At 35.4% G+C, this 19,185-nt stretch carries 8 protein-coding genes; 1 reads left to right on the forward strand and 7 read right to left on the reverse strand.

The features are described from left to right. Window positions 1-35: 35 nt before the first annotated feature. From M9897_12675 to M9897_12690, 4 genes are all read right to left on the reverse strand, one after another. The gene (locus tag M9897_12675; GenBank protein ID MCO5269739.1) at window positions 36-2,630 is read right to left on the reverse strand and encodes a caspase family protein; all 2,595 of its coding nucleotides are present in this window, start codon (window positions 2,628-2,630) and stop codon (window positions 36-38) included. A 69-nt stretch (window positions 2,631-2,699) separates the two neighbouring features. Beyond that, complete coding sequence (tyrS, locus tag M9897_12680; protein MCO5269740.1) at window positions 2,700-3,995, reverse strand: tyrosine--tRNA ligase; 1,296 nt, start codon at window positions 3,993-3,995, stop codon at window positions 2,700-2,702. A gap of 95 nt (window positions 3,996-4,090) precedes the next feature. Then, entirely contained in the window at window positions 4,091-7,756 is a 3,666-nt protein-coding gene (locus M9897_12685; GenBank protein ID MCO5269741.1) for a GEVED domain-containing protein, read from the reverse strand. A gap of 127 nt (window positions 7,757-7,883) precedes the next feature. After that, window positions 7,884-14,051, reverse strand: a complete 6,168-nt coding sequence (locus M9897_12690; protein MCO5269742.1) for a fibronectin type III domain-containing protein — start codon at window positions 14,049-14,051, stop codon at window positions 7,884-7,886. A 206-nt stretch (window positions 14,052-14,257) separates the two neighbouring features. Between M9897_12690 and M9897_12695 the strand changes: the two genes are divergently transcribed. Further along, window positions 14,258-14,995, forward strand: a complete 738-nt coding sequence (locus M9897_12695) for a DUF2249 domain-containing protein (protein MCO5269743.1) — start codon at window positions 14,258-14,260, stop codon at window positions 14,993-14,995. A gap of 19 nt (window positions 14,996-15,014) precedes the next feature. On the opposite strand, the gene M9897_12700 is transcribed toward M9897_12695, so the two are convergent. Genes M9897_12700 through gatA form a run of 3 tightly spaced genes read right to left on the reverse strand, consistent with a single transcriptional unit; the run spans window position 15,015 to window position 19,173 of the window. Further along, window positions 15,015-16,157: a DUF4837 family protein gene (locus tag M9897_12700; protein MCO5269744.1), complete on the reverse strand. Its 1,143-nt coding sequence runs from the start codon at window positions 16,155-16,157 to the stop codon at window positions 15,015-15,017. A gap of 38 nt (window positions 16,158-16,195) precedes the next feature. Next, window positions 16,196-17,764 carry a LysM peptidoglycan-binding domain-containing protein gene (locus M9897_12705; protein ID MCO5269745.1) on the reverse strand — a complete coding sequence of 523 codons (1,569 nt, stop codon included), beginning with the start codon at window positions 17,762-17,764 and terminating at the stop codon, window positions 16,196-16,198. Further along, complete coding sequence (gene gatA / locus M9897_12710) at window positions 17,761-19,173, reverse strand: Asp-tRNA(Asn)/Glu-tRNA(Gln) amidotransferase subunit GatA (protein ID MCO5269746.1); 1,413 nt, start codon at window positions 19,171-19,173, stop codon at window positions 17,761-17,763. The genes M9897_12705 and gatA overlap by 4 nt, the downstream gene beginning before the upstream one ends. Window positions 19,174-19,185: the final 12 nt, after the last annotated feature.

Consider the following 19,185-nt stretch of genomic DNA (forward strand, 5'->3'; position numbering starts at 1 on the left):
ATTTACAAAAAATAAATATAATCAGTATCTTGTTTTTAATGCGCAACAGATTTTGATGTGTATCTATTAAGAAGATTCTTAAATTCTTTACTCTTTTTGATTGACTGAAGGTCTTCGTCTTCTTCTATACTTTTTCTATCAAAATCCTTCACTAATTTTAAATAGTTTTCAAGGTAGAATAGCGCTTTGTCTTTATCATTTAGTTGTGCATAAACTCCAGCCAGATAATAATATGTATCCTGATTGAATTTGTTATTTTCAAGGGAAATTAGAAAATAATGAGCTGCATCATTGTATGCTTTCTGGAGGTAATAAAGATACCCAACGTTAAAATTCAAAAGATAATCTTTAGGATTAAATGTTAATCCCTTTAAGAAAGTATTCAAAGAATAATCTATGTAATCTAGATTGTAGTAGAAAGTTCCTAAGAGTGCGTATGTGGAATTGTTTGTACTATCAATTTCAAGAGATTTTAAATAGATAGTATGCGCCGTATTATAATCTTCTAATTTGTAAGAACTATTCGCATAAGCATTCCAATAATCAATATTGAGCGAGTCATAATAAATAGCATAATTGAAAAATGTGCGTGCCATACTGTCCGCAGAAAATTCCGATAAGATTATCCCAATATCAAAATAGATTTCAGGATTAGTTGAATCACGTTCTACTATCTTGTTGATATAGAACTTTGTGCTATCTGAATCCATTTTTTTAATATGAACCTTAAGTGCGTTTTCATAGCCATATAAAAATGACTTGTCATAACTAAATGATTGTATATAATAGCTCAAAGCTTTGTCATAATCCTCTTTTTGATAGTAATAATAATTTCCTTTCTGAAGTAGAAGGGAAGGATCGGTTGGGTCTTTTGATAATCCTTTGTTAACATACTTGATAAAAGATTCATAATCATCAATATGTGCATATTCTTGAGCAATCACGCTGTATGTAGTTTGATAATTAGTGTCTAATTCTAATGCTTTAAAATAATAGTAAAAGCTACTGTCTCGTTGACCTAAATAACTGAAGTTTAAGCCTAAATTATGAGTAGGATATATCCATCCTGGTGCTAACTTCATGCCTTTATGGAAGGCTAACGAAGCTTCTTTATATTGCTTTAAACGTTGGTGTAAAACTCCTTTTAAATTATAGAGATAAGAAGCTTCAGGTTTTAAGATAACAGCACTATCTATTTTTTCTAAGCTAGATTTTAATTCACTTGTTCGATTAGTTTTCCAATTTGCATGCGCCTCTAAAAAGAGAAGATTTACTTTAGCATCTAAAGGAATGTAAAATAGCGTGTCTGCTATCTTTATGAATTCTTTAAGCTTGAGATATCCAGTATAAAAGTAATCGTAAGTATAAAGATTGTTGTTTTGAGCTGCATTGATGTATGTATTGATGATTTTGTTGACATCTGTTATCAAACGACTACTTAAAATTCCTCTAAATTCATTTACAAGATATGTGGGAATTGTCTCTTCTAGCATAATTTTTTGAAAAGTAGTGGCAGCACTATTCTCCCCAATGAGTTCATTGTTCTGTAGATGATTTACAAATTCGTTGTATAAGGCTTTGAAACCTATTTTATCCATTTCGATAGGTAGATTGACTCCTTTAGCAGGAGAAGATGTAGCTAGTGCATCTTGATAAAAGGAGTTGTCACCTTTTTGTAACTCTTGTGCTAATCGATTTTTTTCCGTGTCATTCACAAGATTTAAAACAAATGTTTCGCAATTTTCAGCCTTGCAATCAAATTGTGGAGTTTGTTTGTAGGTCTTTGTTGCCTTATCATAGGAGGCATTCTTTACCTGCGTTTTAACATAACTTACTAATTCATCTACGGTTACTTCTCCATCTTTTGGAGAGGTATCTGCCATTCCAATTAATCCGTTAACTAAATGCCAAGAGAATAACCCTCGTCCACCTCCCCAACGGACATCTTCATAAGAAACTTGGTTCGAAGAACAAGAGCTAAAGCGTATCTCTCCCGCATCATCTTCCATAATTTTTTTAAATACGCTCGTTCTACCTTCTTCTCCACCACTTAATTCATTAGTTCTGCACGCATCACTTATAAAAATGACTTTCCTTCCATTGGAAGTTAAATCTTTAAAAATTACTTTAATGGTATAAATATCCAATACAGTTGTTCCAATTAGGTAATGATTTTTATCAGAGCGTCCATTTCCAGAGGGAGCATCATAGGGTAGGAGGAAAGCTTTGGCGGCATTGTAAGCATCTCCGTGGCCAGAAAAATAGAAATATAATAAATCATTTTCCTTCATGCGATCTTTGATGCTGAGTAGCTTCGACATAACTTCACCATACGTTGCTCTTTCGTTAAATAGGGTGTCTATATTTTCAGAAGGAACTTTTCCTCCTGCGTCTGAACGCAGATAAGTATAAAAGACGCGCGCATCTTTATCGGCAAATTGCAGTGGAGTATAAGTTTCAGGATATTGATATTTAGATAGACCTACAATCAATGCATAGATATTTCCCACAGGATGTGTAGGCTCTGTATATACTTGCTCAATACCTTTGGTTTGGGGTGTTGTTTGTGCTTTTGTTTGATTAAAAACAATCAAAAGAAGCAAAAAGAAGATTAGTTTGAGTTGCAGCATCAAATAGGCTTTAAACAAATATATGATTTTTCAAAAGTTGAAGCAACTTTTACTTTGCCTTTTTAAAGCCTATTCGATGATGATGAGGTAATTATTCTTTTTTCCTTTTCCTAATAATATGAATTTATTATTAATAAGATTGTCCTGAGTTATTAAGAAGCTTTCATCTACTTTGTTCTTATTTACACTTACTGCATTTCCCTTTAACTCTCTACGGGCTTCTCCATTGGATGCCAAGAAACCTGTTTTGGCAGAAAGAGCATCTACTATTCCAATTCCCTGAGTTATATCGGTACGTGATAATTTAGCTTGAGGAACCCCTTCGAATATTTGTAGAAATTCTTTTTCTGAAAGTGATTTTAAATCTTCTTCGGTAGATTTTCCAAATAAGATATTGGAAGCCGCCATAGCAGTTTTTAAATCTGCTTCTGAATGAACCATGATGGTAATTTCTTCTGCTAATTTCTTCTGGAGTTGTCTTTCATGAGGAGCTTCTTTGTGGCTCGAAATAAGCGATTCTATTTCGTCTTTAGAGAGGAAAGTGAAAATCTTAATAAATTTTTCAGCATCTTCATCTGAAGTATTTAACCAATATTGGTAGAACTGATAAGAAGAAGTTTTATCCGCATCCAGCCAAATATTTCCCCCTTCTGTTTTTCCAAATTTAGTTCCGTCTGCTTTGGTAATTAGTGGACAAGTTACAGCAAAGGCTTTCCCACTTTCTATTCTTCGTATTAATTCAGTTCCGGTGGTGATGTTTCCCCACTGGTCTGATCCTCCCATCTGAAGTGTAGCATTTTTTTCTCTGTATAGATGAAGGAAGTCATATCCTTGCACCAATTGATAAGAAAACTCAGTAAAAGACATTCCTTCTGTTTCATCTCCAGAAAATCTTTTCTTAACAGAGTCTTTAGCCATCATATAATTGACAGTGATGTGCTTTCCAACATCACGAATAAAATTCAAAAATGAAAAATCTTTCATCCAATCGTAATTATTTACAAGAATAGCTTGATTTCCTTTTTCAGAATGAAAGTCTAGAAATTTACTGAGTTGTTTTTGAATCTCAGTTTGATTATGACGAAGTATGTCTTCAGTTAATAAGTTTCTTTCTTTTGATTTTCCAGATGGATCTCCAATCATTCCTGTAGCTCCGCCTAATAATGCGATAGGCTGATGCCCAGCTCTTTGAAAATGTTTCAGCATCATAATACTTACTAAGTGACCAATATGAAGTGAATCTGCTGTTGGATCTATACCCACATAAGCAGTTCGTTGTTGTTCCATTAAATGTTCTTCTACACCAGGCATGGCATCATGTATCATACCTCTCCAAGTTAGTTCCTCGATAAAGTTTTTAATCATCTTTTAAAATTTTGCCAAAAATACAAATTTAGTAGAAGAATAGAAATAAAAAAGCGCCTCCCGAAGAAGACGCTTCTTAAAAATATCAGATTGTTTTATTGTTTTACAATCTTAAAGATTCTATATCCTTCTGTATTAAATACACGAAGTGTATATATACCCTTTTCAAGGAATGAAATGTTTATAGTTGCCTTATCTGCATGAGATAATAGATTTTTATCTGCTAATACAATTCTTCCGTTCATATCAACCATCTCTACAATTAATTCATCCATATTAGATGGATTTTCAATTGTAAGTTGTGTAGTTGCAGGGTTAGGATATACCGCTAATTGGGTAAATACCTCTTCACCAACAGATAAATAATCACAAGTTCCAACAATTACTTCAATGATAGCAGTATCTGCAGGACATACACCGTTATCAACTATATACATATAGTTAAAGCTACCAGGGAAGTTTGAAGCGATTGGTTGTGAAGTAGTTACATTATTGTTGTAATCTTTCCAAACTCCACCCATGTGTACAACACCATTTAATCCATCGTATAAATTAATTGGTTGGTTTCTACATACGTTGATAGAATGTCCTGTACCAGATGTTGGATAAGTATGATCTTGTACAGTAGCAACAACTTCAACTAAATTGGAAATACAGCTTGGATTGCTATAGTAAACCGTTCCATTGAAAGCTCTCGGTGTATTTGTACTACCAAAATCAGCGCAAAGTCCAAACTGAGCAGCAATTGTTACATCACTGTTGGAATAAGTAGAACCTGGTGTTACTGTCGTATATGCAGCATAGTGATTAATATAGATACCATAAGTTTGACCAGCATTCATTTGAAGCGGATTTGAGAACGGAATACTTATTGGACCACCTGCATAATTTCCAGGAAGAGTTTCTAGTAATGTCCAATCAGCAGGATTGGTTTCATGACCTACACAAGTTCCTGCAATATAATATACTTTTAAGTTAGATCCTGCATCATATGAGAATGTCTGAATAGAATCTAAATTGAAATTGCTATTCGGAGTGATGTCAAACATAACACCACCACTACAGCCATTGCTTTGATCTGTTAATGTAGTTAATGAGCCACCAGCGCCGTTTCCACCATTTGCAGCAGCTACCCAGTAAGAAGTAGTTTGACTTAAAGATGGAGTTGTAAAGTTAGCACCTATGTAGATAGGCTCTCCAATTCCTCCTGGGTTATCATACCATAAAGCTTGTGTATTTGTTGATGTTTGTGCAGAAAGTGTTACTGGCCCATCCTCACATCTTTCACCATCTGTTGTAGAAAGCACTTGTGGATTTACTACAGGAATATGAATTGCTTGTGTTGGATCTACTGGATTTCCATTACAAGCCCACATTGCTCTTACATAAATATCTGTACTTACGTTTAAGATGTATGGATTAGCTAAGTTTGTCCAATTTATGCCATCTGTAGAAGATTGGTAAGTATAAGACACGTCATTCGCATAGATTGGATTTTCAATGCTGAGCCCAACTGAATCTGCAAAAAGACAAATAGTATCCATACTAGTTTTTAGCGCCCAATCAGCAGGTGTCGCTGTAGTGTCACATGCTGGTTTAGGGATAACAATGAATGTATAATCTTCAAATTCACGACTTCCTGTTTCACAAGGGGAATTTGGTCCGGTATTAGGTGTGTAACTGATTCCCACACGCATTCGAGTTGGCCCTTCAAGTGCATCGTTAGGAACAATGAAACTACCTGTTTGAGATGAAACATAGCTGTTGCTCTGAAAAGCAATTTCATTTACATCAAATTGTCCATTTTGATTCCAATCAACCCATATTTTTGTACCAAATGTTCCACCACCATAGGCTGCACTGAAGTTAACTGTTTGATTAAAATTTTGAGATACTGTATCTGTAGCTGTATAATCACCATATCCACCTGGATCTGAACCGGTATTTAAATTAGAGATATTCTGTACTCCTCCAGTAGTTGAGAAGTCATTGATGTAATAACTTGTACTAGTACCACCAGGTATACAATAACATTGGTTAGCTGGCTTTAAAGAAACGGTCATTACATTAGAAGTGTCAGCTGTTGATGTCAGATTACAACCAATTATTAAACGGTAGTATGTTTCTGAAGTAATTCCACCTGTCACATTATGACTATATCCATTAGCTCCCGTTATATTATTCCAATTAATCCCGTCTGAAGAAGATTGCCATGTGAATTCAAATCCATTTGCAGGAGCAGATGCACCTACTGTTTCTATTATGAAGTCTTTATTCGCACAGACGTCTATGTCTGAAATTGTTCCTGCATCTGGAGTTCCAGCACAATCTGCTAGTGGCAAAACTTCAACTGTATAGTCTTCCGCTTCTCCATAAGGTTGAGGGTCGCATGGTGTTCTATTTATGTAATTTCGGATACGCATTCTTGTTGTCCCTAATACTGCTGTCACAGGTACATTAATTGTCCCAGTATAATTATTTAAACTGGAAGATTGACCAGCGCCTGAAGAGAATACTTCTTCTACAGCTTCAAAAACACCATTTTGATTCCAGTCAATCCAAATACTAATTCCAGGGGAAGATCCACTCTGTGCATCAATATTAAACTGAAAATCACTAAAAGGAGTAACTTGAATAGTCATGTTAGTGTAATCACCATATTCGTTTGGTTCAATTCCAGTTCCTAGATTACTTATGTTTATACTTCCTCCAGTAGTAGAAACATTCTCAATCCAATATAATCCTCCTGTAGAAGCAGGAGGAGGAGTACAATAACACTGATTAGCTGGTTTCACAGTTACTGTTATTATATCGGAAGTATCAGATAAACCAGAGTTTGTACATTCAACCCATAATCTAAATTCTAAATCAGCATTAAAATATCCTGGAGGATAATTCAGATTTGGAGTAGTAGCAGCATTTAACCATGGATCTGTACTTCCCGCATTTCTTCCTTGCCATTGATAAATTACATCAGCTTCATTTGTTACACCAGACATTTGTATTTGGAAGGGTTGACCTCCACATACGCTAAATGTAGATGGTCCAACAACAACACCTGCGGATGGTTGTCCAGAACATGCTATTGCTGGAGTCATATCAAATTGTATTTGAGCAACAGTGTTTATTGTATTACTAGCTGTAGGAGGAGATGCAGGATCAGGGTTAGTTCCATCACTGTAATAATAAATCCCTTTACTTCCTGTTGAAGGAGCTAATGTATAACCTGCCCAATTTGGAGTATTTCCATATCCAGATGTATTCTCATCTACTGCAATTACAATATTTGATGTTCCATCCCATAAGAAGGAAGAGTTAAACGGAATTTCTAGCCAATCATTAGCAGTTGTATTAGCTGGAAGTTGACCATTAAATACTTCTGTTAGCGAACTAACAGCTATCCAATCAGTAGTCCCAGAGAATCCGTCTTGACTAGTGGTACCAATATACACAACCCAATCTTTCCAATTATTTGTAGATGCAGAACTCGTTGGCTTATATCTTATAGCTGATATAAGTTGAGCTCCAGAAACTCCCTGTGATGTGAACTCATCTGCCGTATAAATCGTTTGTGAGTAAGAATAATTATAAAGATAATATAATGGGAAATAATTAGAAGTAGCTGCTCCAGAACCGATTGTAATAGTCATCTGAGAAAGCGATACACTTCCAATTGTTAAAATAAAGATGAAGGACATGATGGCCTTCTTTGCAAAGCTACCTATCCATAGGTTACTATGCTTTTGTAGTGTTTTATTCATAAACGTTTTTTTTAAAAGAGCTAAGTTATGAAAAGTTCTTATATTAAAAAAATTATATTCTAAGATTTATGCATAAAAAAAGTGCGCTCCATTATTGAAACGCACTTTCTTTTAAAGTTAGTCTATGTTATTGTTTTACAACCTTGAAAATTCTTTGTTCTAGGTTGTTATAAACTCTAAGTGTATATACCCCTCTTTCAAAATTAGAAATATCTATTGTTGCTTCAGAGGTATTGAATAGCGCATTATTATCTACTAATACCACACGACCATTAACATCTATCATCTCTATTCTTAAATCTGTGTAAGAAGTAAGGTTTTCAATATTAACAGTTGTATGAGCAGGGTTTGGATATACTGTGATATTTCCTAGACCTTCAACAGTAAGTGATGAAGAACAATCTTTCACAGTGATAGTTATTGTAGCTGTATCAGCACAATTACCAGATCCAACGATATAGTTGAAGTTATAAACTTCTCCTTCTACATTACTTACAGTAAATGGTGAAGTTATTGGATTTCCATTTTCATCTTCCCAAACACCGCCAGCATCAGCACCATTTAAAAGATCGTCTAAATCAACACTTTCTTCTTGACAAGCCTCATCCGTAACATCAGCACCTGCATTTCCTGTTGAGGTAATTGTTAAATCAAGCGTAACAATACTATCACAACCATCAGCATTAGTTAATGTCCAAGTAGCTGTGTTATCACTTGTTGTATAAGTAACTCCATCTATCCAAGTGTAAGAATCACATGCAGTTATAACATCTGTTCCTGTAGATGAATAGTTAATTGTTAAATCAAGTGTAATAATACTATCACATCCAGCAGCATTAGTTAGCGTCCAAGTAGCTGAATTATCACTTGCTGTATAAGTGTTACCATCAATCCAAGTATAAGTATCACACGCAACTTGTACATCCGTACCAGTAGTTGAATAATTGATAGTTAAATCAAGTGTAATAATACTATCGCAACCATCAACACTAGTAAGTGTTACAAAGTCTGAATTATTACTTGAAGTATACGTTTGTCCATTTTCAGGCCAAGTATATGTATCACATGCCACTTGAACATCAGTTGTATGAATCACTCCTAAAATTAGATTTAAGGTAACTATACTGTCACATCCATCAACTGTTTGAAGTGTTTCAGTAACACCTGTCACATCTGATGTATATGTTTGTCCATTTGCTGGCCAAGTATAAGATGTGGCACATGTAGATATATTATCAGTTCCTGTAGTAGAGTAATTGATAGTTAAATCAAGTGTAACAATACTATCACACCCAGCAGCGTTTGTTAGCGTCCAAGTAGCTGAATTGTCACTTGCTGTGTATGTGTTACCATCAATCCAAGTATAAGTATCACAAGCCACTTGTACATCAGTTCCTGTAGTTGAATAATTGATAGTTAAATCAAGCGTAACAATACTATCACACCCAGCAGCGTTGATTAATGTCCAAGTAGCTGTGTTATTGCTTGATGTATATGTATTTCCATCAATCCAAGTGTATGTATCACAAGCTGATTGTATATCTGTACCATAAGTAATTCCATTTACAGTTAAAGTAACAGTAGCTGATTCGTTACATACTGGACTATGGTCAATTACATAAGTATATTCTGTCATGCTTGGGTCAACTATGATTGAACCTGATGCTAACGCATTATTATCACTATCATACCAAACACCGTTATTTTGTGGTGTTCCACCAAGTACAGTTAGCAAGTCAAGTGAACTTCCTTCACATACAGTAGCATTTCCATCTATACCAGCATCACAGATATTCGTAACATTTAAAGTGTAATCTTCAGCCTGACCAAACCCTGCGTTGTTACATGGAGTAGGTGTTGTTGAAAATCTCTTCATAACACGCATCCTAGTATTTCCAGGAAGTGCAGTATAAGGTACATTGATAGTTCCATTTGACTCTATAGCATCCACACCAGTAGATCCATAAATATCAGGAAGTGTGTACATTTCATCAGAACCATTTGAATTATCAAAAATACCATCTTGATTCCAGTCTACATAAACAACTATTTTTGCATTATAAGGGCCATCTGTATTACCTTTTACCTTAATAGGATAAGCTATTCCTGCTGTAACATTAGCGGACATACTGGTAAAATCTTCTAATGCTGGAGTTCCACCGACAACAGCACTCGTTGTATTGCTAATACTTTCAAATTCAACTAATGTAATTGGTTCAACACTAGATGGGAAATCTACATCACAATAATCAAATAAGAATGTTATTGGACCTACCCAATTACTAGTACCATCTGCATCACAATCAGCTTGTATATATGCTTGATATGTAGTTCCTAAAACTAGGCCATTCAATACGTATGAACCATCTATAGTTGTGTTTCCATCAGGTGTACTTGGTGTATATGGAGAAGTACCCCAAGCAATATTCCAACTAGAACCTGAACCACCGGTAGTCCATGAAATGTCGGCAGTGCCATTTGTGAAATTCATTCCATCTAAAGTTAAATTAGTTGGAGATGGACATGTTGGTATTATTAATGATACATTGTCAACAGCTGCAGGAGGTTGATTTCCCCCAATTCCGTCGTTTCTCCATTCAAATACCAAACGCATAGTCTGCCCAGCAAAACTACTAATATCTAAACTGTTATTAGAATAAGTAGTCCAAGTGTTTTGTGATAAGAAATAGTTTGGACCTTCTTGTATTCTTCCGTTCCCAGCTGTCATTTGAGTTCCAGCTGTAGGAATATATGAGGTTGGTACCAACCAAACCTTCATCCAATCCCAACTAGCTCCTTCTCCCTCACATCTCCAGTCAAAACTAAATTCGGCAGTTGTTGCTCCTGTAGGAATAGCAATATCTCTATAAGCATGTGCCACACTTGAAGAACTTGTAGTATAAGCATTTGTTACTCCTCCATCATTTGAAATATATATAGCGTCAGATGGGTTTCCAGCCGCAGAACCATGAGCCCATTTATTGGTTTGTGTTCCATTTACAAAAGTGTATTTGTTGGCAGAAAAATCATCTGTATATGGGATTGTTGCTGGAATTTGAGAAGTCGTAAAACTAAAAGGACCTACCCAGCTACTTTCATCACCTCCTCCACAATCAGCCTGTACGTAATATTCATAGGTTGTAGAAGGAGATAATCCAGAAAGGGTAAATGGATTTGATCCTGTAGGAACTATAGTTCCACTGCCTTGTGTAAATCCAGAAGCACCATGTTCTATGTTCCATTGAGTTGCAGTACCATTTTCAGTCCATCCTAAATCAGCAGAGTTATCAGTGATATTAGTTGCTGTTAAAGCAGAAGGAGCGATACATGTTGGTGTGGGCTCCCATCTGAAATCATCTATCAAGATACTATTAGCAGGAGAACCTGTATGTTTTATAGCAGGATAATTAGAATATGTTCCAGCCACTGGAATGAATGTATATTCTTCATATGTTAGTGAAGATGCGGTAACAGTTCCTAGATCAACAAAACTACTAGCATCGCTGGGATCTGTCAAATAGCCAATTTGTATTTCTCCTCCAACTGTAACATTAGCTCTCATATTAAATCTAAACCAATGTGTTCCATCTCCTAGATTGGATACTGGTTGCATACTAACTATTGGGGTAGCACTAGAGGATGACCCATATATGTATAGCGTATTTGGAGCTGAATTTGAATTTGAGGTTTGTGTATAAACAGAACCTGATGTTCCAACTTTTTCCCAACAGTTAGGAAGAGCAGGAGTGCTAACTCCGTCAAAAGTTTCAACAAAATCTGTTACTAGAGAGCATTCAGTTGTAAAACTATAAGGTCCAACCCAGCTACTTTCATCACCTCCTCCACAATCAGCTTGTACATAATACTCATAAGTTGTGCCAGAGGATAATCCAGTAAGAGTAAATGGATTCGAGTTAGTAGGGACTACAGTTCCATTACCCTGTGTAAAACCAGGAGTACCATATTCTACGTTCCATAGTGTTGCTGTGCCATTTTCAGTCCAATCTATATCAGCAGAATTATCAGTGATATTTGTTACTGTTAGGTCGCTGGGAGCAAGACATGTTGGTGGTATTTCTATTTTTATGTTATCAAAGGCCATATCATAGTCACCACTTACCCAGTTTCCAGTAATTTTAACTTTAACTATTTGACCTATATAAGAAGTTAGAGAATATGTTTTAGTTCTCCATCCTGCTACACCATCATTTGTAACTGTTTCAAGTGCAGTATAAGTTGCGCCAAAATCAGTTGATATTTCGACTACATAATCTCCTGAACCAGCTACAGGTGCATTATATGGAGAAGAATAGTTAGAAACTTTGTAATCAAATTTTAACTCATCTCCAGTTTGAATGGGACCAACATTAATAGTAGTGAAACTTGCTCCAGATGAACTGCTAGACCAAATATTTTTATAGATGTTATAACCAGGATTTCCGGTGACTCCTCGTGTTGAACCAATATTCCAACCAGTAGTTGTCCATTCTGTTGGAGTTGAAGTTGTTGTAAACGGTTCTACCCATGGAGAAGGAACAACAAGTATCGTTGTAAATGAAATAGTATTACTATTTGTACTATATCCATCTCCATCACCAGAACAGTCTTGACGAATTACATAAGAATAACCAGTCCCAGATAATAAACCAGATAATCCTATTGTATTTGCATTAGAAATAGTTAGAATAGAATTATTAGCATTTCCTGCAGTTGCTCCTGTTCCTACTGGAGTAAAAGTAGCTGTAGGTCCATATTCGATAATCCAGTCTCCAGTTATATCTGTCCAATTTACATCAGCTGTAGCATTTGTAATGTTTGTAGCTGCTGTAGCTGTAGTGGAAAGACATGCAGGTGCCGGTTCTAATTTAAGATTATCAATACCAATATCTGTTGAACCATAGTCACTAGTAGCTTCTATACGAATGATTGTTGTTCCAGAGTTACTGTTAAAATCAAATGTCTTATTAGTCCATGTAGAAGAAATCCCAATATTATTTCCTACTTGTGTTTCTGTAACACCACCATCAGTAGAAACAAAGACTTTAACAACATCAGTACCGCTTGTGTTGATATGATCAAAACTTAAGCGAGTATTGCCTGAAGCCGCACTCATATCTACATAGAATCTCAATGAACCCTGTAAACCACTTGTTGAATTGAAACTATGGAAACGAGCTGAATAAGCGCCTTGACTGAAAGAAGGACTATAAGACCCGCCTGTTGAAGTCCAACTTGCACTTGTACCTTGATCATTTCTTCTCCAACTATTATTTCCAGTTAGAGGAGTATTTGTCCAGCTTACAGAAGGCTGTTCCGTAATGTCACAGCCACTAATCCAATTTTCAAAATCTTCAGTATAGGATACGCCATCATAGCTCGCATAAATAGGATTGTTAATTGTGACCAAAACAGGAGTGGAATAAGCGTCTGTACTTGTGTTAGTACAAGTTACGAGACAACGATAGTATTTATCAGAAGATGGAGATACGGTTTCAGTAGAGTTTGTACCTAGCATAGTAAGGTTTGCTGTAAATCCAGCATCGTCAGCACTTTCCCATTGATATGTAACTCCAGTACCTGAAGTTAGATTTTGTAACGATAAAGTAAAGTTAGCTCCTGAGCAAACAGGGTTTGCACTTGCTAAAGTATTTCCTGGTGTAGGTGTTCCAGAGCATGGAGGACCTGCTGTATAAGTAATACGAACATTTGGTCTACTAGAGGAGGTAACCCCATTTCCTGTTGGAGGGTTATTATCTGCTGTCCATGTTAAATTATTGCCCGTTGATGATGAATATCTTAATAAAGGATTAGTTCCACCACCAGATCCTCCAAGATTAGTTTCTACTAAAACTACGAGATTTCCTCCTGAATATAAATAAGGATTGATAGGTACATTATACCATCCATTAGTAGGAGCAGGTGTTGTGGATCCATCGTAAACTAAAGTAGCTCCTGAAATCATAGTAGCCCAAGTCGTAGATACTAATGGAGAAGCAACACCAGTTGCTAAATAAATTTTTGTAGGACATGCACTACCTGCAGTACCAGCTACATCCCATCCAATATCTGTAATAATGTTAGATGCAACAACAGACATCTCAGCAGCTGTATATAAAGAGGCAGTGCGTTCATAACCCCAAAGATGACCTAGTGGAAACCGTTGGGTAGATGTTCCAGAGCCAATGTCAAGAGTCTGCGACCATGCAGACCATTTACCCCCCATAAGGAAGCTTAGTGCCAATAGTGTTCCTAGTATATATCTTTGATAGGAACTTTTAAATAATTCTTTTTTCATAAACCAAATTATTATGTGATTAAAATATAATGTTAGTGGGGCGCAAGATAGGTAAATAATTTCTGTTGAACTAATTTTTTAACATTTTGGTAGATTTTTTTATGCTATTTGTCGGAATAAAACAGAAAGAGTTCTTTCTGGTTGTATTATTTCTTCTCCTTTGGAAAAAGACGTATGTTTGTATATCTAAATTGAAAAAGAGAACAATGGAAACACAAGAAGAATTAGATGTACGTGTACTCGTACCTATGGATAGACATACCTTATTAAACAAAATGTTTAATGAATTACCTGCTGGAGAAAGCTTTATTTTTATTAATGATCACGATCCAAAACCTTTGTTTTACGAATTTCAATCCATACATGGAGATGTAGTTGGTTGGGAGTACTTAAACCAAGGAGGAAGAGAATGGAAAGTTAAAGTAACACGTTTGGCTAATTCTGTTGGGCGAGATTTTGAGGGAGCTGCAACGTTGATTGATTTACGTAAAACAAAAGAAGAAGATAAAAAGCATACTGTTTTTCATCGCTACGGAATGATGTTGGTTGGAGATACCATGGAATTAATTTCAGAGGGTTATCCCAATGAGATTAAAGAAATTTTTGATACTAAATTTCAAGGTGAATTTGATTGGAAATATAAAAAGCAAGAACCTCAAGAAGTAATTGCTCATATTACTAAGGTAAAAGTGCATGATAAAAAATTAGAAGAGAGTAATATCATTGAAAATTTTGATTTACGCCCTTATCCTCCAGCACAAAGACACGATATGGTATTTGATACATTTGATAAATTAAAATCAGGTGAGGCTTTTGTTTTTATAAATGATCATGATCCGAAGCCTTTGTATTATCAAATTGAAGCAGAAAATACCGAGCCATTTAAATGGGAATATTTAGTTTCTGGACCTATTGAGTGGAAGATAAAAGTAAGTAAGGATTAGAAAATAATGGAGTGATTATCTATTCTACAACTTTCATAGAGTAGATAATTGCTCTTATCTTATTTATTTCTAGACTAGGGGATACTGTTGGTGGGGCTCCTATATAACCACTTAGGGCTACGATGGTGTTTCGATGTGGATGTTTAAATTGAAATTCCCAAAATCTACCACCTGAAGGCTCCATCTTTCCAGTAAATTTATATAGACCACGAATTTGGTAGCCTATCACGTCTCCAATTTTAAATTTTTCATATTGCGGAATAACTGCAGGATGGTATTGGGTTCCCATATATACGCCTGGAATTTCATGTTTAACATATTTCTTTAAGATAGAATCTCTCATTTGGATGAGGTGTTCAGGGATAAGTTGAGAGGAATCTTTAAAGGGATATTCCCAAATCATGACTCCACTTTCGATGAAATTAACACGCGAAACTGCACTGTTTCCAGTAGTTTTTAAATCCATTTGTTTGGAACGTTCAGGGAAAAGGATAATTCCATAAGTATTGTCAATAGACTCATATTTATACTTATCAGGGAGAGTTAAATCTATTCCAAATTTGGTCTTAATTTTTTCTCTTACTTCTGTGTTTGCATATTTCCTATGGCGATAAAATTCACGTTTCCACTCTTGGCGGTCATAGAGTTTAAATAAATATCCAATCTCTTCCTGAAGTATTTGATACAAATCTGTGATATCATGCGCCTGTATTTTTGTATAAAGCTGCGTTTTTGCATAATAATTCTCAAAAATATGCATGATTGGTTTTCCTTTTTCTACTTTATTATCAATAGTTAATTCAATTATGTTACGTAGTTTGGTAGAAAGACTGTTGAATTGATTGAGCGTACGCTCATGAATCTCAAAATAGGGTGTATATGGATAAAAAGGACGAATAGGCGCGGCAAAGATTGAGTCGAACAAATTTTTAATCTCATTTGTATAAACCGTGTTTTCCGTAACGACAATTAATTTACCTGGAGAACCTGTATATTGTGTTTCAGAACCAGCATTGATAATATCACGTCCACTCTTTAGATCTTTAAGGGCAACTTTCTTGGTTTTATTTTTCCCATTATTCGTAGTTTTATGACCGTCTAAACAGGAAACTAATATTGTAATTAACGCCAAAAAGAAAAGCCAATATGTGAGTTTCTTCATTTTCATTTTATGGAGAGATTGTGCAATAAAGATACCACTTATTTAACGCGAATGATTTGACCAGTTTTTAATCCGTTGCGATCCATTCCAGGGTTTAATTGTAGTAATTCATCCACTGTCAAACCATTTTTATTAGCAATACCCCACAGTGTATCTCCTGCAACAACTTTATGAGTTTTACTCTCTGTACTCACAGTATCTTGATTTTCTACCACATTATTTTCGGGTGTATTCGAAATAGAGTCTTGTACAGCAATTTCATTAGTTGGAGTTTCTGTAACTTTAGGTGTTACTGGAGTAGGCGTAGTTTGTGCGGGTTTTTTTACTGGTGGAGCACTCGTGTAAATGATTAGTCGTTGTCCAATTGCAATATTTGTAGAACGTAACTTATTCCATTCCATAATTTTTTGAACGGTCGTTTTGTATTTCCCTGCGATATGCCCTAAGGTTTGTCCTACTGTTACAACATGTGTGATATAAGTGGGTTGAGATGCTTCAGCTTCCAATATCTTTTCTTCAATTACTTTTTGATATATCAAAGAATCTATCTTGAAAATACTATCTTCTATTTCTATCCATTTATTAATAAATGTACTAGGGATATTAATGCAAGCATGTTTCTCGCTATAAGGAATGTACGTTGTTTTGTAGATTGGGTTCAATGCTTGAATGTCTTCTACTTTCCAGCCTATTAATGAGTCGATGGTTTCCATGTGAATTCCTCTTTTGATACATACAGTATCAATCTGGAAATCATGAAATTTAGGTTCTCTTTCTGAAATATTATGCTCTGCCGAATAGGTCATCATATATGCCATAGCAATGAAATTAGGAACATACCCTTGAGTTTCTTTAGGCAAATAAGGACGAACTCCCCAATAAGTCATTTCACCTCCTGATCGTTTAATTGCCTTATTTACGTTTCCAGGTCCAGCATTATAAGCTGCAAGTGCCATAGACCAATCTCCATATAATTCATATAATTTTTTTAGATATAAACAGGCAGCCTCTGTCGCCATTTTAGGATCCATACGTTCATCAATGTATGTGGACTCATCCATTCCATACATTTTCCCAGTTCTATACATAAACTGCCATAGGCCTAGCGCTCCTGCTTTTGACTTTACTTGTGGGCGTAAACCGCTTTCAATGACGGCGAGATATTTTAGTTCTAACGGCATGTCATGTTTTGCCAACTTTTCTTCAAACATTGGAAAATATAGCTTAGATCTCCCTAATACAACACTTACAAATCCTCTTCTACTTTGATTGAAGAATTTGATAACACTTAAAGTAGTTGGATTGCATACAAATTCAAAAGGACTTTGTGCATCTAAAACAGTTAATCTGTTGCAATATTCAGAATCGGAGAATTGAGGAACAAATTTTTCATCATATCCAAAGGCAGCCTTAATTGAATCTTTTTGTTTTTTAGTAGAGGAAAATTGTAAATAATAATCATGTAATGTGCTGTTAATTACCTCTATAAATTCATCGCATTCTATTGTAGTAGTATCAGAGGTAGATTTAACGTTTTGTGCAAAAGAAGGCAATCCTATTAAAGATGTGCACACTATAATTATTATCTTACCTATTGTTCTTTTCATCCACCAAATTTCAGGAGATACGCTGAAGCGTCAATTAATATTTTTTCCTCAAAAGATTTGCCAATTACCTGCAATCCAAAAGGCATTCCGTTGTTATGTGTTCCAATAGGAAGGGAAATAGCAGGATTACCAGCTAAATTTGCTTGTACGGTATAGATGTCTTGTAGATACATCTGTATGGGATCTTTGATAGAATTTAATTTAAAAGCCGTAGATGGGGTTGTAGGTAATATAATGATATCGTAATTGCTTAAGATTTCATTTGTTTTATTTTGAATAAGACGTCTTACTTTTTGCGCCTTTGAATAGTAAGCATCATAGAAGCCATGTGAAAGCACGAAGGTACCAGCCATAATTCTACGTTTGACTTCTTGCCCGAATCCTTCATTTCTTGTTTTCACATAAATTTCTTCTACACCTTCTGCTGAAGGACTTCTATATCCATAGTGAATCCCATCAAATCGGGCTAGGTTGGAAGAAGCTTCTGCTGTGGTCAATACATAATAGGTAGGAACCATCTCATCGAGATAGGGAAATCCAACACCTTCTACAGTATGCCCTTCAACTTGTAACTTGCTGATAATTTCTTTTATTTTTGACTTTACTTCGGTATCGATTCCTTCACGTTCTATAGTATCTGTAAGATACGCAATTTTAAGCTTTTTGTTTAACGGAATTGGTTGATAAGAAGGTACTTCCTTACTAGAAGAAGTAGAATCATATTCATCTTTTCCAGCTATAACTTCTGTAATAAGTGCAATATCTTCAATCGAATTAGCAATTGGACCAATCTGATCAAAAGATGAAGCGTAAGCGATGGCTCCATAACGACTCACTCTACCATAGGTTGGTTTTAAACCGATAGTTCCAGTAAAAGATGCAGGTTGTCTGATGGAACCTCCTGTATCTGTACCTAATGAAACAGTACATAAATTAGCAGCAACTGCACATGCACTACCTCCAGAAGATCCTCCTGCTACATATTCCTGATTTATCGGATTTTTAACAGATCCGTAGTAAGATGTTTCGCTGGAACCTCCCATTGCAAATTCATCACAATTGAGACGTCCGATAATAACAGCATCTTCGGCTAATAATCGTTCTACTACAGTAGCTGAATAGATAGATGTGAAATTTTCTAAGATTTTGGATGCAGCAGAAACTTTATGGCCGTTATAGCAGATATTGTCTTTTAATCCAATCACCATCCCAGCTAATTTGCCAGCTGTTCCTTCTTTGATTTTTTCATCTATTTTTTTAGCATTAGCTATAGCTGTATCGGTAAACACTTCAATAAAAGCATTTAAATCTTTACGCTGCTCTATCACATTCAGATAACTCTGAACGATTTGCTCTACCGATTTCCCAGCTTGGAGTGCTATTTTTATTTCAGCAAAAGTTTTGTACATGAAAAATGAAAA

Origin of the sequence: Brumimicrobium sp. (genome assembly GCA_023957385.1) — a bacterium.
GTDB lineage: Bacteria > Bacteroidota > Bacteroidia > Flavobacteriales_D > Crocinitomicaceae > Brumimicrobium.